The following is a 21,610-nucleotide window of genomic DNA, read 5'->3' on the forward strand; positions in this document are numbered from 1 at the left end:
CTTATAATGCGTTTTTAATCTTATTAACCAAACCCGTTGTGGAGTATCCATCGACAAGGTCAATGGTTTTTACCTCTCCTCCACTTTTAATAACAATATCTGAGCCAACAATATTCTCTGTCAGATAGTCACTTCCTTTTACTAAAATATCTGGCAAAATTTCAGTTATCAGTTCCAGCGGAGTATCTTCTGAGAAGTAGGTTACGGCATCTACAAAACCCAGGGCGCTGAGAAGTCTGGCTCGCGCATACTGATCGTTAAGGGGCCTTTCATCTCCTTTGAGTTTTTTCACAGAGGCATCTGTGTTAATAGCTATGATAAGTTTATCGCCTAAAGCAGCGGCTTTTTCAAGGTAATCTACATGACCTAAATGCAGGATATCAAAACAGCCATTAGTAAATACTACCTTTTCATCTTTTGCCTTCCAGGACTTTCTTAAAGCAAGAAGATCATTAAGATCAACTATTTTCTGTTCCGTTTTCACCTTTTTTCTTTGATATCTGACTTAAAAATAAAGACAATGCTCCTACTACTATAATCACAAGTGTCTGCCATCCGTGGAATATAAAGGTAAACGGGATGGCCTTTTCTTCAGGTAAATTATAAAGCAACACCAAGCCTAAGGGTACCAGTATGTGAAAACTACCAGCCCCACCAGGTAAAGGTAACGCCATGGCTATACCTCCTATAACGAAAATAGTAAGGGCAGCCAATACTCCAAGATGGGAAGTTTCTGGGAAAGCCAGCATCACCAGGTACATCATTAAATAATAACACACCCATATAAGCAGCGAGTAGAGTATAAACAGAAATCTTTTTTCTAAATGAAATATACTGGTTAAGCCACTCTTTAATCCTTGTATTATTTTCTTGGCCTTAGAAACATATCTTAAAGACAAAAATCGTCTGCTATTATATATGTACACTAATAATAACACTACAGCCACTATTAATAATAACACACCTATAATTAAAGTAGTGGAAAAACTACTTCCCCCTGCCGAGGTCAACTTCTCAATTTCATCTGATTTGAAGAAATAAATTAAATTCTCCAATTCTATAAAAAATGATGTAGTGAGTAATATAATGAGAAATATCAGGTCAATTATCCTCTCCATTATTACCGTTCCGAATGAAACATCTACCGGAGTTTTATCTATACGATACAGGTTATAGCATCTTGATACTTCGCCTCCTCTGGGTACAGCCAGGTTAATAAAATAACCCACCATTACCGACATAAAGCTATTACCTAAAGTAGGCTCATGGCCTAATGGCTTTAATAGAAGCTTCCACCGCTCAGCCCTAATTAAATGGCTGGCCACTGCGGCTAAAGCAGATAGTAGTAAAAATTTCTTATCAGCGGCTTGCCAGGTGTTCAGCAAAAAGCTCCATTTGGTCTGCCCTTCTGATACTTCTATATTTTGGAATGAGATCCATAAAAGAAATGCCGTTATACCAATCATAACGGCATATTTTAATGTATTCTTTATTCTGCTATTCATTAAAACTTAAAGCAGTTTATTATTCGCATCAGGGAATATTATTGATGGTTCAAAACTTTTAGCCTCCTCAAAATCCATATGCGCGTATGAGATAATAATAACTATATCTCCTACCTGCGCTTTACGAGCGGCGGGCCCATTAAGACAAACCATACCACTTCCTCTTTCTCCTTTTATAGTATAGGTCTCCAGTCTTTCACCATTATTTACATTTACGATCTGCACCTTTTCACCTTCTATCATATTAGCTGCTTCTAGCAAATCCTCATCTATGGTAACACTTCCCACATAATGAAGTTCCGCCTGCGTAATTTTTACACGATGAATTTTGGATTTTAAAACTTCTATATTCATTGAAATAAGATCAAAAATCTAATTTAATAATTTCATTATCAATTAATCTAACACCTTCTATATAAGCGGCTATGCATATCGCAACGGATTTATGGGCAGAAATGTTCTCTATCGGTTCCAGAGTAGCCGGCTCTACTATTTCCAGATATTCTACCTGAACACCATTCTCCTCCATCACCTTCCATGCATCTCTTTTCAATTTATCCAGGTCGGTACCATTATGCAAATATTCTTTACATAACTGTAATGCCTTATAAAGTGAGGTAGCCTGCTCCTTAGCTGCATCACTAAGTCGGCGGTTTCTGGAAGACATGGCCAGCCCTGATGCTTCTCTAAAAACAGGAACTCTCCTTAACTTCACAGAAAAAGATAGGTCACTAACCATCTGTGCAATAATCACATATTGCTGCAGGTCCTTTTGCCCAAAATAGGCGAAGTCAGGGTTAACAATATTAAACAGCTTAGAAACTACTATACCTACACCATTAAAATGGCCAGGTCTAAAGCTTCCTTCCATCACCTTTTCAAGATTTCCAAAATCAAATTTAACCACTGGAAGGGTAGCATACATCTCATCTACCGATGGGCAGAATACTGCGCTACAGCCAGCTGCTTCTAATAATTTCAGATCATCTTCTAAAGTTCTGGGATACTTATCCAGATCAGCAGCATTATTAAACTGCGTCGGATTTACAAAGACACTACACACCACTACATCAGCCTCAGCAATGGCCTCGTTTATTAATGAAAGGTGCCCTTTATGCAAGGCTCCCATAGTAGGAACAAGGCCTATTGATTTACCGCTTTTGCGGTGCTCTTGTAAGTAACTTTGTAGGGGAAAAATCTCCTTAAAAACCTCCATGAGTACATTTTGAAACGGGGGCAAAAGTAAGTTTTTAGAGATATAATATATGGAAAAACGGCAAAAATTTTGTAATTTTGTGGTCTTATTCTACGCAAACAAATCTCATACACATATGTCAAAACTTCGTATTCTTTATGTAGCCAGTGAAATCAATCCTTTCTTACAAACATCAGAAGTTGCAGAATTTGTAAGGAAATTGCCACAGGCTATGCAGGAAAAAGGGATGGAAATCAGAATACTGGTTCCGAGGTTCGGTTTAATAAATGAAAGGAAAAATCGCTTACACGAGGTAGTACGACTCTCAGGTATCAACATAGCAGTTGGTGAGGAAGAAAAACCTTTAATAATTAAGGTTGCATCTATACCTAACGCCAAGTTACAGGTATACTTTATAGACAATGAAGATTATTTCCATAGAAAGTACGTTTTCCATGATAAAGAAAATAATTTCTATGAAGACAATGACGAAAGGGCAATATTTTTCTGTAAAGGCGTTATAGAGACCGTAAGAAAATTAGGATGGACTCCTGATATTGTTCATTGCAATGACTGGATGACCAGCCTTATACCATTGTACTTAAAAACAACTTACAAAAATGATCCTTTATTTAAGGATGCAAAAACTGTTTTTTCTGTTTACAATAACAGTTTCAAGCATAAGTTTAACAATGACTTGCTTGACAAGGTAAAAATGATGGACATCGAAGATAGCATGCTTACTAATTTACAATCTGCAGATTACTACGGATTTATTAAATTAGGTATGGAGTTTTCTGATGCTGTAATTCAGACTGAAGAAGACGAATCTTTAAATGGACTTTTTGACCAGACTGAAGAAAAGAAAATAGAAACGATAGAAAAAGACGAAAATTTCACGGACTCTTATTACAACTTATATAATGAACTTGTGGGCTAGAACCAAAGGGCTGATTTTACTTTCAGCCCTAACCTTTTTTTCTTGTGAAGAAGATTTCAGTACTGTAGGCCTCCAACCGATAGATAGTTTGGGGGTTTTTTTTGCGGAAATTCCGCTAAAAGACCATATCTCTCAGATATGGCTGGACAGTATTGCTACCGGAAGTATTAACACCGGCGCACAAACAGCACTCTTAGCAGGCCAGTATCAGGATCCTGAGTTAGGACATATTGAAGCAAAAGCATTCGCGGAAATTCTTCCTTCGAGAATTAACCCCGGATCAACCTTTGACGAAAGCGCCACTTATGATTCTCTGGTTATGGAACTCAGAGTAACCTCTGCTTATGGTTTACACGATATACCATTAGAAGTCACTATTCACAGAATAACTGAATCAATTGAAATAGATTCCTCCACTTTTTATTCAACAGCCTCAGAACAGGCTACTGGTGAAATTTTAGGTCAAAGGTCTTTTACAGTGTATGCAGACTCGGCATCTATGACAGTTGAAGACACAAAATTAGATGCTCTTGACCCTGCAGATTCCACTATAATAGCCAACTTCTATGATAGCAATGGCAGATATAGATATCACCATAATGTTAGACTTGATGACAGTTTCGGAGAAGATTTCTTTAATAGACTTAAAAGTGAAGATGCAATCTTTCAAGATTCTTCTTTAACTAGTTTTATAGACTATTTTGCAGGCCTATCCATACAGTCTAATTCAGGGAATTCTATTATTACTTATTCTGTTTCAGGTGGCTCGGCTTTGAGATTTTATTATCATGAAACTAATGATGAAGGCAATGTTGAAGCTAACTCTTTAGCTTTTAATATTAGTAACCGATACTACAACAATATTTCCCCTAACAGAAATATACCTTGGTCTGGTCCAGGTGTATCATCTATCAACTCCTTTTACACCCCTTATGAACTAGGAGAAAAGGTATACGTACAAAGTGGAACAGGTTTAGTAGCGAATATTGATCTATCTTTTTTAAGAGATTTTGGCCAATCAGATTCTACCAGAAATGCTGTAATACAAAGAGCTCAGATATTCTTTAAAAACCCGGAGCTAGAAGGCACATTTGCCCCGCCGGCATCCATTGCTTATTATTCTACCAACACGGAAAATTTACTTGATGGTAGAGTAGCCTTACTAGCAGTTCCATCTGCAGCTAGCAACAGCCAGTTATCATCTACATATGATAGCACTAGAACTGAGTATAAGGCTGACATTCCACATTATTTACGCACAATAGATAGAAACTTAACAGACTATGATCGATTAACGATTTATCCTGCAGGAATGTCACAGAGTGTTAATAGATTTGCAGTAAACAAGGATGATGTTTATATTCATTTATATTACACCGTTCCTGAACCATCTGAGAACTAAAAAATAAAAAAATATGTGCGGCATTGTTGCTTACGTGGGGTCGAGACAGGCTCATGAGGTAATTATTAAAGGTTTAAAAAGGCTAGAATACCGGGGCTATGATAGCGCCGGTATCGCCTTACTTAATAATGGCCTCAATGTATATAAGAAAAAGGGAAGAGTGATGGACCTTGAAAAAACACTCTATGATGAAGATTTAAACAGCCATATAGGTATAGGTCATACCCGTTGGGCTACTCACGGTGAGCCTAATGACACTAATGCTCACCCTCACTATTCTCGCTCTAAAAACCTAGCCATTATTCATAATGGTATTATTGAAAACTACAGTGCTCTTAAGCAGGATCTTATAAAAAAAGGACACGAATTCCTAAGTGAAACAGATTCTGAAGTATTTATTCACTTCATAGAAGATATTCAAGAAAACAACAACTGCTCTCTGGAAGAGGCCGTAAGATTGGCTTTGACCAAAGTGGTAGGAGCATATGCAATCGTTATCATGTCTCAGGACAACCCTGACATGCTTATAGCTGCCAGAAAAGGAAGTCCTTTGGTTATAGGTGTAGGAAAAGACGAGTTTTTCTTAGCCTCTGATGCTACCCCAATCATTGAGTACACTAATGAAGTAGTTTATCTTAACGATTATGAAATAGCCATCATAGATAATAATGAACTTAAACTGAAGAACACTCAGGATGTGCCTAGCACACCTTATATCCAAACGCTTGACATGGAGCTTGAAGCCATTGAAAAAGGTGGTTACGAGCATTTCATGTTAAAAGAAATCTTTGAGCAGCCTCGTTCTATCGGAGATTGTATGCGTGGAAGACTCAGCGCTAACGAAGGCCGTTTGGTTCTTGGTGGCATCAGAGAATATGCAAACAAGCTGGTAAGTGCGGAGAGAATTATAATTGTAGCCTGCGGTACATCGTGGCATGCAGGTCTTGTTGCTGAATATTTCTTCGAAGAATTTTGCCGCATACCAGTAGAAGTTGAATATGCTTCGGAATTTAGATACCGTAACCCTGTAATCAATGAAGGTGATGTGGTGTTTGCCATTTCTCAATCAGGAGAAACAGCAGATACGTTAGCAGCCATTGAATTAGCAAAATCTAAAGGCGCTATTATTTTTGGTGTTTGTAACGTGGTAGGTTCTTCTATTTCAAGAATATCACATGAAGGAGCTTATACACATGCCGGACCAGAAATAGGAGTAGCCAGCACTAAAGCATTTACGGCTCAACTTACCGTGCTTAACATGATAGCTCTTAGAGTGGCTCATCAAAAAGGAACCATCACAGAGAGAAGATATCATGAGCTATTAGTGGAACTAGAAAATATTCCTGCTAAAGTAGAAAAAGCGCTTAAGCTTGATGATCAGATTAAGGCTATTTCTGAAAGATTTCAGAATGCCCGTAACTTCATCTACTTAGGAAGAGGTTATAACTTCCCTGTGGCTTTGGAAGGAGCTCTTAAGCTTAAGGAAATTTCTTATATCCATGCAGAAGGTTACCCTGCTGCAGAAATGAAGCACGGACCTATTGCTTTAATAGATGAAGAAATGCCTGTAGTATTTATTGCTACCAGAGATAGTTCTTATGACAAAGTAGTCTCTAATATTCAGGAAGTGAAAGCCAGGAAAGGTAAGGTAATAGCTGTAGTTACAGAAGGCGATGCACTTATACCTCAGATGGCTGAATTTGTAATAGAAGTACCAAAAACAGATGAAGCGCTTATGCCTATGGTATCTGTTATTCCTCTCCAGTTATTATCATACCATATAGCTGTAATGAGAGGGTGTAACGTAGACCAACCCAGGAACTTGGCCAAATCTGTTACTGTAGAATAAACATCATTACTATATATGCTGGCTTATCTGGCCAGCATATATTCTTTCTTTAGCATCGGGCATATTTTATATCGCTCCTCTTTAGTATCTTCATAAAGAGCTTCCAGCGTTTCATATACATTTTGCAGGCCTATCTTCTCTGCCCATTCAAAAGGGCCATAAGGGTAATTAGTACCCAGCTTCATGCCTTTATCAACATCTTCTTTAGTGGCAGTTCCTTCTTGCACGGTGTAATAAGCCTCATTGATAATCATAAAAATAATCCTGGGAGTAACCATTCCTACCCTATCCATTACCCATTGACAGTCTGTACCCAGCTTTTCACAAGCACTTAACACTTCAGACCGCGCCTCATCAAAAGAAGTTACTTCCATAAGCTCTCTTGATAAAAAACCAGGAATACCGGCAAATCCATACACCTGCCCTTCCGGACGCCCATAGATAAATGCCAGCTCCGTTAAAGAAACCTTCACCGTATTAATAAAAATAATGGCCTTTTCCTCCTGAGCATAAACACCAAACCGTTCAGGTGTTTCGTCTATCTGAAAGTCGAAGACATAATCATAATCACTTAAATCCGGATTTTCGACCTCATCTATATGTGTATAGGTGTGAAGATTCTTAAACTTGCTCTTAACATCATTAACATTTTCTTCGTTACCTATTATTAATAAATCCATATTTTGCAGTTTTATACAAAAATAAATAAATCACCAATTAACCGACATTATGAGTAAAACAATTGTAAATAGCTCCAATGCGCCTGCCCCTATCGGCCCTTATAGCCAAGCCGTAATGATCAAAGATACCCTTTATGTATCTGGTCAAATTGCTATTGACCAAGCTTCAGGCAATATTATTAACGATAACATAGAAGTAGAAACCGAACAGGTAATGAAAAACCTGGAGCACATTCTTACCGAAGCGGGCCTTACCTTTGATCATGTGGTGAAATGTAGCATTTTCGTAAGCGATATGAATAACTTTCAGCTGGTAAATACTATCTATGGCAAATATTTCCTTACTAACCCACCGGCCAGAGAGACTGTGGAAGTAAGCTGCCTTCCTAAAAATGTAAATGTTGAAATATCCTGCATTGCCGTTAAATGACAGTTATTCCACATAAAAGTGAGACTCTTGTTCTGCCGCTTTCGGCAGAACAAATAACCCAATCCTTACGAGCAGTAACCCATCCTGCCACCCTTATGCAGGAGAGAAACAATGACAGCATTCTGTTTATTGGTAATGTTCATCATGATAATTTCAGGATTTCTCGTAAGGTTACCTATCCCCAAAATTACCTTCCTCTTATCATCGGCCGCGTTGAAGCTTCCAGCCGCGGATGTATCATATTCTTAAGATACAACCTGTTTTTTAGCTCTTTTCTATTTCTATCTTTTTGGAGTGTATTTACTCTGTTAGTAGGCTGCTTTTTTATTTTATATCAAAAAGAGTATGGCTATGCCTGTGTGGCCTTTGCTGCCTGCCTGGCAAATTATACTGTCACTATTTTAAACTTCAACAAGCAGATAAAAATGAGTCGAAACCTGATTAACAGAACTTTAAACCTAACCCCTTAATTATTATCCTTAATTAAGTTTTTGTACTTTTGTTGGCCAGAAATCACAAAAAAAATGGACAAAGAAGTACGCGTTAGGTTCGCTCCCAGCCCTACGGGAGCGCTGCATGTAGGAGGTGTAAGAACAGCTCTATATAACTATCTGTTTGCCAAGCAGAACAAGGGTAAAATGATCCTTCGGATAGAAGATACAGACCAGGCAAGATTTGTACCCGGTGCCGAAGATTATATAAAGGAATCATTAGAGTGGATAGGCATTATCCCTGATGAGAGCCCTTATGAAGAAGGAGAGTATGGCCCTTACAGACAGTCTGAGCGCAAAGACATGTATGCGCAGTATGCACAAAAGCTAATTGACGAAGGTAATGCTTACTATGCCTTTGATACCCCTGAGGAACTAGACGCGATGAGAGAGCGCTTAAAAGCCGCCAGAGTGAACACTCCTCAGTACAATGCCATTACCAGAATGCAAATGCGCAATTCTCTGACTTTACCTGAAGAAGAGGTGAAAGAAAAAATTGCTGCAGGTGAGCCATATGTAATTCGCTTAAAGGTGCCTCTTAAAGAGGAAGTAAGGCTCAATGACATGGTAAGAGGCTGGGTTATGGTTCATTCATCAACCATAGATGACAAAGTACTTATGAAGTCAGACGGTATGCCTACCTATCACCTGGCTAACGTGGTGGATGACTACTTAATGAAAATTACCCATGTGATCCGTGGTGAGGAATGGTTGCCATCGGCTCCACTACACGTGCTTTTATATAAATTCTTAGGCTGGGAAGAAAATATGCCTCAGTTTGCCCACCTCCCACTTTTACTAAAGCCTGATGGTAACGGTAAACTAAGTAAAAGAGACGGAGATAAACTTGGTTTCCCGGTATTCCCTATCAGCGGCGTTTTCCCTGGTAAAGATGGAAACCCTGAAACTTATAGCGGCTTTAGAGAAGCTGGGTATCTGCCTGATGCCTTTGTGAACTTCCTGGCCTTCTTGGGCTGGAACCCAGGCACCGAGCAAGAGATATTTACTTTTGAAGATCTGGTACAAACTTTTGCTATTGAAAGAATAGGAAAATCAGGAGCAAAATTCGATATTGAGAAAGCCAAATGGTATAACCAGCAATATTTAAAAGCAAAATCTAACGAGGAGCTAAGTAAGTACCTCAAGAAGGAGCTTGAAGCCAATAATATTGCTTATGATGCTGATATTCTGGAGAGGGTATGCGGTGCTATGAAAGAACGTGTCACCTTCCCGCAGGAGCTTTATACTGAAGGTCAATTTTTCTTTACTCTACCTGAAGAATATGATCAGGGCGTAACCAAGAAAAAATGGACTGAGGTAGCTGTAGACGTCCTTACTGCCTATAAAGAAGAGATTTTGAAAACTGAAGAACTAACTGCAGACTCAGCTAAAGAAATACTAAATAACATATTAGAGCAAAAAGGCGTTAAACTAGGACAAGTGATGCAAGCAGTAAGACTTGCAATTACCGGTAAAGGTGGTGGTCCTGATTTGATGGAGATCATAGAAATATTAGGCGCCAAGAATGTGGCCGATCGAATTCAAAAGGCGATAGAAGAGTTACCGGTAAAACAGGTGAACTAAACTTTTAGAGCTATGGCAAAGAAAGAATCCAATAAAGACAAAAAGAAAAAGGATAAGCCTAAGGTTAATCCTGATTTAAAAGGTTTCGATATTCAAATAGATTCTTTCGGTGAAATTCAGACGAATTATAATATCGATAAGATCAATGAGTTTCTCAATAAAAATGTAGAAGACAAAAAGCTAATTGATAGAGATGACTTTGACAAGCTTAAGAAATCTGATGAAGAAGAATAAGCTTAATGGTCGATTCTAAAAATTAGAAATTATCTAAGATCGTTTTATAAGAGGGTATCAGTGCTGGTACCCTTTTTTTATAGGCTCTGTATTCATCCCCATAAATTTTGATAAGCTTCTTTTCTTCAAGGTAGATGCCTATTGGTAAATATACAAATACACAGAGCACACTAATAAGCGTAGCCAAACGAGAATCATACAGAAAAAATCCTATGAAAATTAGAATTGTGGCTGAGTACAACGGATGCCTGATATAGGATAAAATGCCCTTGGTCTTCAGTTTCCCTGACTCTTCTCTAGCCAATCCTAAAAATCCACTGGTGCTATATTGTTTAAAAGCAGAATTGATAATTATCACACCAATACCGGCGGTAAGCAGGCTAAAGTATTTAATAAAACCCATCTGAGGTATTAACTTAGGTGGAATAAGCGTGCCGTTATAAAAAAGTAATACCAAGACTCCCAGTAAAGCTATAATATTATAAAATATACGATACCCGGCTACTGACAAACCCAACTTGCTACTGACTGCTTCTTTAACCCTTACTGTTGCCAACCCGCTATGCAATACAAAGTATACCAGCCACCCCACTACCAATAGTAAATAATCTATATATAAAGGCATTTTAAAACTACTAAAAAGTAACATCACCCTTGATTATAGGCGATAAATTTTATATTTGTTAGGCAGCAATTTAACTAAACCTTTACGTTTAAAAAACATGGCAAGCACAAAGATTGGAATATTAAAAGAAGGAAAGATCCCGGTAGATCGTAGGGTACCGTTTATACCTGCACAGGCTAAAGAGGTAAAGAACACCTTTAATGTAGACCTCATCTGCCAGCGAAGTGATATCAGATGTTTTGAAAACGATGAATACAGAACTAATCAGGTTACGGTAACAGACTCTGTGGCTGATTGCGATGTGCTGATGGGCGTAAAAGAGGTGCCGATAAAAGACCTCATAGAAAATAAAACCTATTTTTTCTTCTCACATACTATAAAAGCTCAACCTTATAATCGAGCGCTGTTGCAAGCCATTTTAGAGAAAAAAATAAGGCTGATAGACTACGAAACACTTACTGATAAAACCGGTAAGCGAATAGTGGCTTTTGGAAGGTATGCGGGCATAGTAGGTGCTTATAACGCCATTTGGACCTATGGTAAGCGCTATAATTTATATCATATCAGAAGAGCCCACGAGTGTTTCGACCTGGATGATCTTAAGACCGAATATAAAAAGGTAAAACTACCTCCTATAAAAATTGCCTTAACCGGTGGTGGCAGAGTAGCTAAAGGTGCCATGGAAGTGCTCATGGGAATGGGTATAAGAAGGGTGTCTCCTGCTGAATTTCTATATAGAACTTTTGACTTCCCGGTTTTTGTACAATTAAATAGCAGAGATTACAATACCCCGAAAGATGGCTCTGACTTCGTGAGAAATGATTTCTTCCAGCATCCAGAAAACTATGAAAGCAGCTTCTTGCCCTATGCTGAGCAAGCTGATATGCTCATTGCCGGAGCATTTTGGGACCCCAGGGCGCCCGTTCTATTTAAGCGAGAAGACATTTGTACCCCAGAGTTTAAAATAAAGGTTATTGCTGACATCACTTGTGACATAGAAGGCTCTATCCCTTCTACCAAGCAGCCCAGCACTATAGATGATCCTATCTATGACTATGAACCCAGCCAAGGCATAGTAGAACAAGCGCTTACTGATGAAGGAAATATAACAGTAATGGCCGTAGATAATCTGCCTTGCGAGCTTCCCCGCAATGCCTCTCAAGATTTTGGGCGCGAGTTAATTGACAATGTACTTCCTCATTTATTAGGAGAAGACAGCGATTCGATCATAGAGAGGGCTACTATTACAAAAGATGGCGTATTAACCCAAAAATATACTTATCTTCAAGATTATGTGGAAGGCAACTGATTTTTGATCTGAAACAATATTTTTTCTACATTTAAGCTAATGTACAAGGAAACTGAACTGATTTGTAAATCAAGAGTATATACAACAGAGCTTTTAAATACTCTTCCGGAAGGATATCATTATCATAATTTAGAGCATACCAGAGATGTGGTGGAAGCAGCGGCTGACCTTTGCTCAAAGGAAAATCTTACTCCTAAAGAGACCGAATTGGTAATAATAGCAGCTTGGTTTCATGATGTAGGATATATTTGCGGGAAGGAAAAGCATGAAGAAAGTGGGTGTGGTGTTATGCGTGACAAACTCAGCGAATGGGGCATGAGTAATGAAGATATCACCGTGGTGGAGTCTCTTATTAAGGCTACTGAAATGCCACAAAATCCTGATTCCATATCAGCCCAAATTCTTTGTGACTCAGATTTATACCACCTCAGCTCTACTAAGTTCAAAAGAAGAACGGAATCCTTAAGAAAAGAACTGGCAGCTATTCATGGAGTTAATTTTTCTCATGAAGATTGGTGTCTCAGAACCCTTGAGTTTATTGATAAACATAAATATTTCACCAAATACGGCACTGAGGTCTTGGAACAACAAAAAGAAGGAAATAGGGAATGGTTAAAAGAAAACTGTGCCGACTATAAATCTGATGAAATAAAAAGACTGGAAGAAAAGCTTAAAAAGTTAAAAAGGGGAATCCCCCACCGAGCCTGAAGCGAAAAGTAAAAAAGTGAAAAAGCCAGGTAGAGGAATAGAAACTATGTTTAGAATCACCTCTAAAAATCACCTTACGCTCAGCGGCATGGCTGATAACAAGGCCAACATCATGATCTCTATTAACTCCATAATATTATCAGTGTTGGTATCATTGCTGTTTCGTAAGCTAGATGACTACCCTAACCTGATTATACCTGGAATAATGATGGTAGCTGTATGCCTTACCACCATTGTTTTTGCGGTTTTAGCTACTCGCCCTAACATTTCATCTGGTACTTTTACCAGAGAAGACATAGAGAGCAGAAAAACGAACTTGCTATTTTTCGGCAATTTTCACAGTATGGAGTTAGATAACTACATGTGGGGAATGCAGGAAATGATGAAAGACTCTGATTTTTTATATGGCAGTATGATCAAAGACATCTATTTCCTAGGCATAGTTTTGGGCAAAAAATATAGAATGCTACGTAAATCCTATACCATTTTTATGTTTGGATTTGTAGCAGCAGTTATAGCATTTATAATTGCCTTTGTGTTTTTCCCTTCTAAATAGTCTGCTCTCGCTGCTCCAGCCAATGGTGAAAATCTACTTGCGCATGGACCTTAGGTAGATCATTTTGAACACGAACATTATTCAGATCCTTATCCAGGTAGCAAGCTTTGGTATTGTCTTTAAGCTGAATTTCCAAAAGCTTGAGAATTTCCTCTTTTAACTTTTCATCAAGAATAGGAAATACCACTTCAATTCTACGGTATAGGTTGCGCTTCATCCAATCAGCAGAGCCTTGAAATAAGATATTTTCTCCATTATTATAAAAACAGAAAACTCGGGAGTGCTCCAGATACCGGTCCACTATACGCTTTACTGTTATATTCTCACTCAGCCCTTCTACTCCTGCTCTAATGCAACAGATGGCCCTAACTATCAACTCTACTTTTACTCCGGCCTGACTGGCTTCATAAAGCTTATCTATCATAATATCATCTTGCAGGTTATTTAGCTTCAAAATGATATGTCCTTTGCCTCCTTGCTTTACATTTTCTATTTCCTGATCTACTAATGCCTTAAACCTATCAGTAATATTGAACTGAGACACCAAAAGCTGTTTGAATGGCGCTATCTCTTCTCTTGTTTCCAGGTAAGTAAACACCCTGCCGAGCTCATCAGTCAACTCTTCATGATTGGTAAACAGGGCTTCATCAGCATAGATCTCTGCCGTTTTTTCGTTGAAATTGCCCGTACCGAAATACCCATACTTTATTTGCTCACCGGAAGGAAGTTGCTTAGTAACCATGGCTACTTTAGCATGCACTTTTAGCCCAGGTATGCTGTAGATAATCTTTATGCCTGCCTGTTCCATTTTCTCAGCCCAAACAAGGTTATTCTTCTCATCGAAGCGAGCTTTTATTTCTACAAAAACAGTAACCTTTTTTCCATTGTGCGCGGCACTTATAAGTGCATTACTCACAAAGGAATTAGCGGCAATTCTATAAAAAGTAGCTTTAATCTCCGTAACATCAGGATCCATAGCCGCTTCATTAAAAAAGCGGAGCACATAATCATAACTCTGATAAGGAAAATGCAGCATAAGATCCCCCTCATCTATCGCTAGAAAAACAGAGGAAGTGTTCTCTAGTTTCTGTTTCCTGATAGTCTTTAAAGGCTCATTTTCCAGTTTTGGTTTAATCGGATTAGGCAAATCGAATAGATCATACATATTATGATATCTGCCACCCGGCACTATATCATCAGCCTCTAATTGAAACTTTTTAATCAGAAAATCAAGCAGATCTTCCGGCATGTCACTATCGTATAAAAACCGGGAAGGGACACCCAAATTTCGCTTTTCTATCTGCTTTCTTATTTTTTTAACCAGATTTCCAGAGTATTCATCATCAATATTAAGGTCTGCGTCTCGGTTAAGCTTAATAGCATACACACCTCGCACTTTATAATTTTGAAACAAGAAGCCCAGATTCTCCCTAATAATATCATCTATAGCGATATAATAATAGTAGCCATTTTCTTTTGGCAACTCCACAAACCTAGGTAGGGAATCAGTAGGTATGTTTACATGTGCATATTCTATATCACCTGAGGCATTCTCTAAAATCATAGCAAAATACAACGCACGATTGTCTAAATAAGGCGTTCTGGAATTATCTCTGCTTAATATTACGGGCTGTAGGTAGGAGAGCACTTTGCTTTTAAAATAATGCTCTACTGGTTTACGATGCTCCGGAATGATGGGCTCTTCCCTATAAAGAATAATATTATGCTGCTTCAATTCAGGAATAATAACCTCTCGCTTGATCTCGCCAAATTCCTCTTGCTGTTTATGCACCTCTTCTAAGATGCTTTCTAAGATCTTCTTAGGCTTAGTATTAAACTTTTTATTGATCTTTTTCTTATCGATATCAACGATACTGCGTATTGAAGCTACTCTAACACGAAAAAACTCATCAAGATTAGATGAGTAGATCGCCAAAAATTTAATTCTCTCATAAAGCGGAACAGCCGTATCTGCCGCCTCCATAAGAACCCTTTTATTAAACGAAAGCCAGCTCAGCTCTCTATCATTATACCTTTCAGTGTCTTTCATTTGTTTATCAACAGCTGACCCTTAGATAAAGTTAGGTGAATGGGAATAAAAAAGGGCTGCTCTTATGAACAGCCCTTTTTATGCTAAAATTTTATTGTTTTATTACCTTATAAGTATGACTCCCCTTATCATCAGTAAGTGTAAGAAAATACATTCCCCTAGAAACAGTAGAAACATCTAATATATTGGTTCCATCAACATTATTAGATGCTAAAACCTTGTTCCCATTCATATCTGACAAAACGTAACTATAAGAAGATGCAAGGTCACTTTGTAAATACAAATCATTAGTAACAGGGTTCGGATAAATAGAAATTCTATCATCTAATTCATCACCCAAACCTGTAGTTAATGGTTCTTCTACCTCAATAATATCAAATTCATCCCGTGCAGATATTTGATAATCATTTTCAAACTGCCCTATTATTCCTACAATATCCACTTTTCCTATAGGTATTTCCATTCCTATTAAAGGGTGCGTACTGCCACCTATTCTGAAAGTGAAATTATTAGAACCATCCGTAAAAGCTGAGTTCCCTGATTGAAAAGTTCCAGACGTAATAAATTCCACTCCCTCAATTTTAACCAGTTCTGACTCTTCATTTTCTCCAATTTCACTAATGGTCAACACTTGTGCTTCAGGAATAGCAGCACCTGACTTAAGTAACTCAATGGTAATGGGAGACTCAGATATCTGCAATAAATTGTTATAACTGCTTAAAATACCACTTACCAAGATACTATCCCCTTCTTCATACTGCTCAGACTCATTTCCAGGATCAAAACTCCTCACCACAATACCGGCAGTGCCATCATAAATCACCCTATTATCATCATTGTTATTTCCTCGGTCTATCACTACACCTGCTATACTTACTGATTCTCCAACAGGAACTTCTCTTGCTTCTGCGATACTCAACACTTCAATTTCTCCTTCCTGCCCTGTAACACGAAGTTGGTAATTACTCATCATGGTACTATGAACAATATTTGCTGAGTACTCTTCTCCTTCAGAGGTAGGAGTAAACTTCATGTAGATAGTATTTGATTGATCTAACCCTTCTTGTGGAATTTCTAAATATTGAGTCCAGTTTTCATTATCAAGAGATACTTCAAAAGCTCCACTTGCCTCTACAGTAATGCCTCCCATCAAATTATAACTATTAAGACTATACTGTTGTACCTTGGATGAGCCAATAGGAACGAACCCAAAATCAGGATTAAAATTAGCTGTATTTCCGAATAAAAGAGGTAATGCAACATTTCCCCAGATACTGCTTACCCATTCAGGGTGATCAACAAATGGATTTCTGTTTCCTTGCCACTCAAAGACGATATTATTTCTATCAATTTCCTCTTGAGAAACAGGATCCTGCTCATGCCACTCAAGCAAAGTATAAAGTACGCCGAATTCAGGTCTTCCTGATAACGACAGTCTATCTACCAACTCAAGGTCAAGAGATGCACTATTATATCTGGTAGCCATGTAAAACATCATTCTGGCTACATCTCCCTTTATTGCATCTCTCGGCTCCCAATAATCATCATTAGTGTAGGTATCTGCAGCTTCTCCCTCCTCATTTCCAGCAGTATGTTCTACATTGTTAAAATCTTTATTACTCCTACTTGAGTTAACACTGGCATCAGAGGGCCTCAAATGATGGAAATCAGTATAAGCAGTATCACTTTCTTCAGGAAAACCATGAGACTTAGCCCAAATATGTTCCCGATTCCATGTATCTCCACTACTACCAATATTACTTGCTAGTTCTGAGCGATCACTATAAAAAAGAATGATACGGCCCTCATTTGCAGGATCGGCATCAGCTACTTCAATAAAATCTTTTACTTGCTCATATGAAAAACGCGTATGATTTCGGATAATTTCATGTAACGCCTGTTGGAGATCTTCGCCATACACACCATCTGTATCATCATAGTAACCCTCAGGAGCTTGAGAAAATGCTACTATACTAACTAACATCAAAAAAATAACTCCTAGAGTTCTGGCTATTCGCTTAATAAAAAAGTTATGGTTCATTATAAAAGGGTATTTCTAGTTCATTCAATAAATTAAGAAACAATAAACAACAAAAAGGACTACCTCATAGAAGTAGTCCTTTTTATTTATTCATTATAATTCACTAGTTCTCAAACAGAATATACTCTCCACCTGAAAGAACTACGTGCATACTTTTAAGACCGTCAGGATAGGTATCAAAAGAAACTAGTACTCTTTGCCCCTCTTCATAACCAGGGAAATTCTCTAATAGGATATAACTAAGGCCAGCTAGAATATCTTCATCACTCCAGCTATTAGTATTGAAGTTTCCATAAGAAGCTAAGTTACCTCTAGCTGATTCGCTTCCAATTTCTTCATTAGCTGCAATAGCATCATAATCGCTTCCTGAAAGGGTATATCTAATAGTGTTATCAGGAACCCAAATTCCTTCGCTTTTACCAAATTGTATGGTCCCGCCTGGTGCTTCCCAGCTACCATCGTTAAAATAAACCGGAATTAGGTAAGAACTTGCTTCACCTCCATAGTAATCAATATATACAACCTTAGTTTCACCTTCTACTGCATAAGGGAATAATGAGTTAAAATAGATAGGTAAATTATGTGTAGCCTCTCCAAAGTCATCAAAATTAGGATACGACTGTCCCAAAGCTTGATAATCATCAGAAGTAGGAACGAAAAGCGTATACCAAGCTCCATCCAAAGAACCTAAAAGACTTGTACGTTCAGTTACCTGTCCGCTGCTATAATAATCGTAAGTCAAAGAGATTACATCTCCATCTTCAGCCTCAGGTACTTTTAAATCAGCAGCAGCTATTATTTCAGACTGACTACTTAAATTAGGATATTCTAATTCAAGTGCTGTATAATCTGCTCCGGTTAATGTAATTTCCTGCTCAGCAAAAACAGGTACATATAAATTAAAAGTTACTGTTGCACTAGAACCTCCTCCAACATTAGGATATAAACTATCAAGTAGTGCTGGTATATATTCTTTTGCATCTTCATAAGACCTAAAATACTCAACAGAATCAAGTTGTTTGGCAATTAAACCGTAATCATCTTCTGTAAGTGTAAACTCAAGTTCGCTAGCAGGAAATCCATTACCTCCATTTGCCTCATCAAGTTCTTCGTAAACTTCATCCATTGGGTCACATGCGGCCATAAAAAGCATCACGAGACTACATATATAAACTATATACTTATTCATTTTTGACAATTTTTTTAGAATTTGATTTTTACTCCAGCAGTCCACTGTCTACCTATTCCATAATAGACATTTACATTATCAATTGTCTCTGCATCAGTAGCATCAGACACATATTCAGTATTAAATAGGTTAGTTACGTTTCCGTATAATGAAGCGGAAATATCTCCTATTTCAAAATCAAATACTGCATTCAAATCAAATAATCCGAAATCAGGTATTTTCCAAGGTTGAATCCCTCTAAAATCTTCACCACTTCTGCTATTAGGTTCAAAGTATGCATAGTTATCTGCATAATAGTTATAGGTAGCACCAACTTTTAAGTTGTTTACTATTGTATAATCAAGCCCTAAAGAAAGTGTGGTCTGCGCTGAATTACCTACTTTTAAGTCTTTAAGATATAAGTTATCTATCACAGCCTCTACCTCTCCATCTTCATTAAGCACATTTACAGCTTGTATATCATTCTGCCAAGTCCAATCTCCCATTGAGAACATTCCTCTTAAAGTAAATGTACTTACTGGACTATATGTGAAATCTAATTCTAAACCTTGGTGTAAAGCCTCTACTCCTGTAAGGTTTAAGAACACCAATTGATTGGTTGAAGCGTCATTATAAGATGCTGTTAATGTTCTATCTTTCCACTGTGTTCTGTAAACGTTAAAGTTAGCATTGAATGCAGTGCTTCTAAAACCATAACCCACTTCATAACTTAATATCTTCTGGTTTTCTGCATCACCGTTTATATCATCGTTATTATTATCTGGGAATACAGCGTCAAAACCTGGAGCTTTTTCAAAGTAACCTACATTAGCAAATACATTGTGATTACGAGTTAGGTTATAGTTAGCTCCACCTTTAATTTGATAACCAAAGAAATTATAGTAATCTGTTTTTTGATCAGAATCACTATCTAATTTTTGGAAGAAATCAATTCTTTGGTAAGAAGTGTTAGATGCTGCTAATGATAGGAAAGTAGATAATTTATTAACAGTATATTCTCCTTGTGCAAAAACGCCTTCCCACAGAACTTTTCCATCATTGTTATAACTAAACTTATCTCCTACACCTATAGCTCTGTTAGGGTTATTTACATCATCATCACTTAAATAATATTGCGCTCCCAATAAATTTTTGATTTCTCTATAATGGTGACCCACATAATATCTAAGATCAACCCCTGCTAATAAATCTAAGTTAGAGTTGATTTCTTTATTGTACGTACTTAACACTCCATACCACTCATGCTTGTTAACAGAGTTATATAAGTAAGACAAAGCACTTCCATCAGGGTTTGCCGCATTTTCAGCTGCAATAGCGTCAAAGTCTATAGGACCATATTCAGCTGCTCCGTTTCCAGGTAACCTTGGCTCACTGTTTAGGCTTCGGCCACCACCTCCACCATCACCTATAGAGGCGTATACAGCAGTAGAAAGTTCAGAAGTTTCATTAATAGTCCAGTAATGGTTTAAAGAAAATTGTGGTTTATGATAATAGTTATCTTCTGCGTTAACTACATCTCCATTTAAAACTCCCCAGTCAGAATTAAATTTAATTCCTTGCGGAGCATCTCTAAATGTCTGCATTGTATGCCTGTTCTGACGCTGTCCATGCCACTGAGGTGCACCAAAACCAGTCAATGAAATAGTGTGTTTTTCATTGATCATTTTTGAAACATTTAAGAAATAGTTATATGACTTAAATTGCAAACCGTCAGCCCAGCCATCTCCTTCTATCTTAGCTGCAGCTACAGTTACTGCCCAATTATTTTCGGTTAAGCCAGTAGAAAGAGAAAATCCTAATTTGTTATAGTTATCATTACCTATTCCATAATAAAGATATCCGCCTTTTTCAGCATCAGTGGTTTTAGTAAGAATGTTTATAGTACCACCTATTGAAGGTACCGCCACTTTAGATGCTCCAAGACCTCTTTGAACCTGCATAGATCTTGTTACATCTGTTAATCCTGCCCAGTTAGACCAGTAAACATTACCATTTTCCATGTCATTAACAGGAACTCCGTTAATTAACACAGCAACGTTCTCATCATTAAACCCTCTAACAGTAACCCTTGAATCACCAAAACCACCACCTTGTTTGGTAGCATAAATACCAGGAGAAGTTTTCAATAACTCAGGAAATTCTTGGTTTCCTGCCTTCTCAATAATATAATCTTCCTTAATGGTAGAAACAGCTACTGGAGTTTTTCGGTCTACAGCTACTGAAGCAATAATTTCAATCTCATCCAAACCAACAGCATCAACAGGTAGACTTATCTCTCCTACTTTAGCCTCTTGCCCTGCACTTACATCTACTGCTAATTCCTTTGACTGATAACCTACATAAGTAATTACAATGGTTTTGTTTCCTGGATCAACATTACCAATCTTGAAGTTACCTCCTAAATCTGTAGTGGAACCTTTGGTAGTTCCTTTGACAACCACGTTAGCTCCAATGAGGGGCTCGCCGCTGTCTGCGTCTAAAACTTTACCACTTATAGTCCCCGTTTGGGCGAAAGCGGAAAAGCTCGTCATCACCAATAAAGTGACAACAGTAATTCCCAATTGTAAAAATTGTTTCATTCCTTGTTTGTTTGGTTTGAAAATAGATTAATTTATTACATAAATAATTTTTGCGTCGCAAAGATATACTATTCCCAATGGTTTGGTCAATCAGCAAATTTTATCTTAATGAAAAATATATCACTCCAATATTAATTTAATGTTAAGAATGAAGAAGATGTTGATGGCAATTGAATGAGAATTAGTAGGTTATTTGATACGCGGCTCCAAGATAATATACTGGAAAATGAATATCCAATCTTT

General features: G+C 37.7%; 20 protein-coding genes. 10 read left to right on the top strand and 10 right to left on the bottom strand.

Annotation, left to right across the window (positions count from 1 at the left end; translation table 11 throughout):
• Position 1: 1 nt before the first annotated feature.
• The 4 genes from rfaE2 to panC are packed head-to-tail and all read right to left on the bottom strand — an operon-like array spanning position 2 to position 2,721.
• Positions 2-484, bottom strand: a complete 483-nt coding sequence (rfaE2, locus tag LVD15_RS05295) for a D-glycero-beta-D-manno-heptose 1-phosphate adenylyltransferase (RefSeq protein ID WP_233779263.1) — start codon at positions 482-484, stop codon at positions 2-4.
• Positions 459-1,505, bottom strand: coding sequence for a lysylphosphatidylglycerol synthase transmembrane domain-containing protein (locus LVD15_RS05300; protein WP_233779264.1), 1,047 nt, complete (start codon positions 1,503-1,505; stop codon positions 459-461). Before LVD15_RS05300 ends, rfaE2 begins: the two co-directional genes overlap by 26 nt.
• Before the next feature lie 6 nt (positions 1,506-1,511).
• Positions 1,512-1,859, bottom strand: coding sequence for an aspartate 1-decarboxylase (gene panD / locus LVD15_RS05305; RefSeq protein WP_233779265.1), 348 nt, complete (start codon positions 1,857-1,859; stop codon positions 1,512-1,514).
• Positions 1,860-1,869: 10 nt separating this feature from the next.
• A complete protein-coding gene (gene panC, locus LVD15_RS05310; RefSeq protein ID WP_233779266.1) occupies positions 1,870-2,721 on the bottom strand; it encodes a pantoate--beta-alanine ligase in 852 nt (283 codons plus the stop codon).
• Between the two features lie 115 nt (positions 2,722-2,836).
• Between panC and LVD15_RS05315 the strand changes: the two genes are divergently transcribed.
• From LVD15_RS05315 to glmS, 3 genes are read left to right on the top strand one after another with little or no spacing between them, the layout of a single operon-like run.
• Positions 2,837-3,640: a glycogen/starch synthase gene (locus LVD15_RS05315; RefSeq protein ID WP_233779267.1), complete on the top strand. Its 804-nt coding sequence runs from the start codon at positions 2,837-2,839 to the stop codon at positions 3,638-3,640.
• Positions 3,624-5,042 carry a DUF4270 family protein gene (locus tag LVD15_RS05320; protein ID WP_233779268.1) on the top strand — a complete coding sequence of 473 codons (1,419 nt, stop codon included), beginning with the start codon at positions 3,624-3,626 and terminating at the stop codon, positions 5,040-5,042. The genes LVD15_RS05315 and LVD15_RS05320 overlap by 17 nt, the downstream gene beginning before the upstream one ends.
• A gap of 13 nt (positions 5,043-5,055) precedes the next feature.
• Positions 5,056-6,891, top strand: a complete 1,836-nt coding sequence (gene glmS / locus LVD15_RS05325; protein ID WP_233779269.1) for a glutamine--fructose-6-phosphate transaminase (isomerizing) — start codon at positions 5,056-5,058, stop codon at positions 6,889-6,891.
• Positions 6,892-6,914: 23 nt separating this feature from the next.
• On the opposite strand, the gene LVD15_RS05330 is transcribed toward glmS, so the two are convergent.
• On the bottom strand, positions 6,915-7,571 hold the full coding sequence (locus LVD15_RS05330; protein ID WP_233779270.1) for a 3-hydroxyacyl-CoA dehydrogenase family protein: 657 nt from the start codon (positions 7,569-7,571) through the stop codon (positions 6,915-6,917).
• A gap of 49 nt (positions 7,572-7,620) precedes the next feature.
• Here LVD15_RS05330 and LVD15_RS05335 point away from each other — a divergent pair, with 49 nt between their 5' ends.
• Genes LVD15_RS05335 through LVD15_RS05350 form a run of 4 tightly spaced genes read left to right on the top strand, consistent with a single transcriptional unit; the run spans position 7,621 to position 10,310 of the window.
• Positions 7,621-8,001 carry a Rid family detoxifying hydrolase gene (locus LVD15_RS05335; protein ID WP_233779271.1) on the top strand — a complete coding sequence of 127 codons (381 nt, stop codon included), beginning with the start codon at positions 7,621-7,623 and terminating at the stop codon, positions 7,999-8,001.
• Positions 7,998-8,471 carry a hypothetical protein gene (locus LVD15_RS05340; RefSeq protein WP_233779272.1) on the top strand — a complete coding sequence of 158 codons (474 nt, stop codon included), beginning with the start codon at positions 7,998-8,000 and terminating at the stop codon, positions 8,469-8,471. Before LVD15_RS05335 ends, LVD15_RS05340 begins: the two co-directional genes overlap by 4 nt.
• A 54-nt stretch (positions 8,472-8,525) precedes the next feature.
• Complete coding sequence (gene gltX, locus LVD15_RS05345; RefSeq protein ID WP_233779273.1) at positions 8,526-10,076, top strand: glutamate--tRNA ligase; 1,551 nt, start codon at positions 8,526-8,528, stop codon at positions 10,074-10,076.
• Positions 10,077-10,088: 12 nt separating this feature from the next.
• Complete coding sequence (locus LVD15_RS05350; RefSeq protein ID WP_233779274.1) at positions 10,089-10,310, top strand: hypothetical protein; 222 nt, start codon at positions 10,089-10,091, stop codon at positions 10,308-10,310.
• Between the two features lie 22 nt (positions 10,311-10,332).
• On the opposite strand, the gene LVD15_RS05355 is transcribed toward LVD15_RS05350, so the two are convergent.
• Entirely contained in the window at positions 10,333-10,935 is a 603-nt protein-coding gene (locus LVD15_RS05355; RefSeq protein ID WP_233779275.1) for a methyltransferase family protein, read from the bottom strand.
• Between the two features lie 97 nt (positions 10,936-11,032).
• Between LVD15_RS05355 and LVD15_RS05360 the strand changes: the two genes are divergently transcribed.
• From LVD15_RS05360 to LVD15_RS05370, 3 genes are read left to right on the top strand one after another with little or no spacing between them, the layout of a single operon-like run.
• On the top strand, positions 11,033-12,244 hold the full coding sequence (locus tag LVD15_RS05360; protein WP_233779276.1) for an NAD(P)-dependent oxidoreductase: 1,212 nt from the start codon (positions 11,033-11,035) through the stop codon (positions 12,242-12,244).
• Between the two features lie 39 nt (positions 12,245-12,283).
• The gene (locus LVD15_RS05365) at positions 12,284-12,952 is read left to right on the top strand and encodes an HD domain-containing protein (RefSeq protein ID WP_233779277.1); all 669 of its coding nucleotides are present in this window, start codon (positions 12,284-12,286) and stop codon (positions 12,950-12,952) included.
• 16 nt (positions 12,953-12,968) lie between these two features.
• Positions 12,969-13,508: a Pycsar system effector family protein gene (locus tag LVD15_RS05370; protein WP_233779278.1), complete on the top strand. Its 540-nt coding sequence runs from the start codon at positions 12,969-12,971 to the stop codon at positions 13,506-13,508.
• Here the strand turns inward: LVD15_RS05370 and ppk1 are convergent.
• From ppk1 to LVD15_RS05390, 4 genes are all read right to left on the bottom strand, one after another.
• The gene (gene ppk1 / locus LVD15_RS05375) at positions 13,501-15,558 is read right to left on the bottom strand and encodes a polyphosphate kinase 1 (protein ID WP_233779279.1); all 2,058 of its coding nucleotides are present in this window, start codon (positions 15,556-15,558) and stop codon (positions 13,501-13,503) included. The genes LVD15_RS05370 and ppk1 overlap by 8 nt on opposite strands.
• A 91-nt stretch (positions 15,559-15,649) precedes the next feature.
• Complete coding sequence (locus LVD15_RS05380; RefSeq protein ID WP_233779280.1) at positions 15,650-17,599, bottom strand: endonuclease; 1,950 nt, start codon at positions 17,597-17,599, stop codon at positions 15,650-15,652.
• A gap of 103 nt (positions 17,600-17,702) precedes the next feature.
• A complete protein-coding gene (locus LVD15_RS05385) occupies positions 17,703-18,788 on the bottom strand; it encodes a hypothetical protein (RefSeq protein ID WP_233779281.1) in 1,086 nt (361 codons plus the stop codon).
• Positions 18,789-18,802: 14 nt separating this feature from the next.
• Positions 18,803-21,367 carry a TonB-dependent receptor gene (locus tag LVD15_RS05390; protein ID WP_233779282.1) on the bottom strand — a complete coding sequence of 855 codons (2,565 nt, stop codon included), beginning with the start codon at positions 21,365-21,367 and terminating at the stop codon, positions 18,803-18,805.
• Between the last annotated feature and the right edge of the window lie 243 nt (positions 21,368-21,610).

The sequence above is a fragment of the Fulvivirga maritima genome, from assembly GCF_021389955.1.
Classification (GTDB): domain Bacteria; phylum Bacteroidota; class Bacteroidia; order Cytophagales; family Cyclobacteriaceae; genus Fulvivirga; species Fulvivirga maritima.

Coding starts and splice junctions, on each gene's coding strand:
- gltX (WP_233779273.1), top strand. CDS start 8,526: ATGGACAAAGAAGTACGCGTTAGGTTCGCTCCCAGCCCTACGGGAGCG.
- panC (WP_233779266.1), bottom strand. CDS start 2,721: ATGGAGGTTTTTAAGGAGATTTTTCCCCTACAAAGTTACTTACAAGAG.
- LVD15_RS05300 (WP_233779264.1), bottom strand. CDS start 1,505: ATGAATAGCAGAATAAAGAATACATTAAAATATGCCGTTATGATTGGT.
- LVD15_RS05320 (WP_233779268.1), top strand. CDS start 3,624: ATGAACTTGTGGGCTAGAACCAAAGGGCTGATTTTACTTTCAGCCCTA.
- glmS (WP_233779269.1), top strand. CDS start 5,056: ATGTGCGGCATTGTTGCTTACGTGGGGTCGAGACAGGCTCATGAGGTA.
- LVD15_RS05360 (WP_233779276.1), top strand. CDS start 11,033: ATGGCAAGCACAAAGATTGGAATATTAAAAGAAGGAAAGATCCCGGTA.
- LVD15_RS05380 (WP_233779280.1), bottom strand. CDS start 17,599: ATGAACCATAACTTTTTTATTAAGCGAATAGCCAGAACTCTAGGAGTT.
- LVD15_RS05315 (WP_233779267.1), top strand. CDS start 2,837: ATGTCAAAACTTCGTATTCTTTATGTAGCCAGTGAAATCAATCCTTTC.
- panD (WP_233779265.1), bottom strand. CDS start 1,859: ATGAATATAGAAGTTTTAAAATCCAAAATTCATCGTGTAAAAATTACG.
- LVD15_RS05365 (WP_233779277.1), top strand. CDS start 12,284: ATGTACAAGGAAACTGAACTGATTTGTAAATCAAGAGTATATACAACA.
- ppk1 (WP_233779279.1), bottom strand. CDS start 15,558: ATGAAAGACACTGAAAGGTATAATGATAGAGAGCTGAGCTGGCTTTCG.
- LVD15_RS05330 (WP_233779270.1), bottom strand. CDS start 7,571: ATGGATTTATTAATAATAGGTAACGAAGAAAATGTTAATGATGTTAAG.
- LVD15_RS05355 (WP_233779275.1), bottom strand. CDS start 10,935: ATGCCTTTATATATAGATTATTTACTATTGGTAGTGGGGTGGCTGGTA.
- LVD15_RS05390 (WP_233779282.1), bottom strand. CDS start 21,367: ATGAAACAATTTTTACAATTGGGAATTACTGTTGTCACTTTATTGGTG.
- LVD15_RS05385 (WP_233779281.1), bottom strand. CDS start 18,788: ATGAATAAGTATATAGTTTATATATGTAGTCTCGTGATGCTTTTTATG.
- LVD15_RS05335 (WP_233779271.1), top strand. CDS start 7,621: ATGAGTAAAACAATTGTAAATAGCTCCAATGCGCCTGCCCCTATCGGC.
- LVD15_RS05350 (WP_233779274.1), top strand. CDS start 10,089: ATGGCAAAGAAAGAATCCAATAAAGACAAAAAGAAAAAGGATAAGCCT.
- LVD15_RS05340 (WP_233779272.1), top strand. CDS start 7,998: ATGACAGTTATTCCACATAAAAGTGAGACTCTTGTTCTGCCGCTTTCG.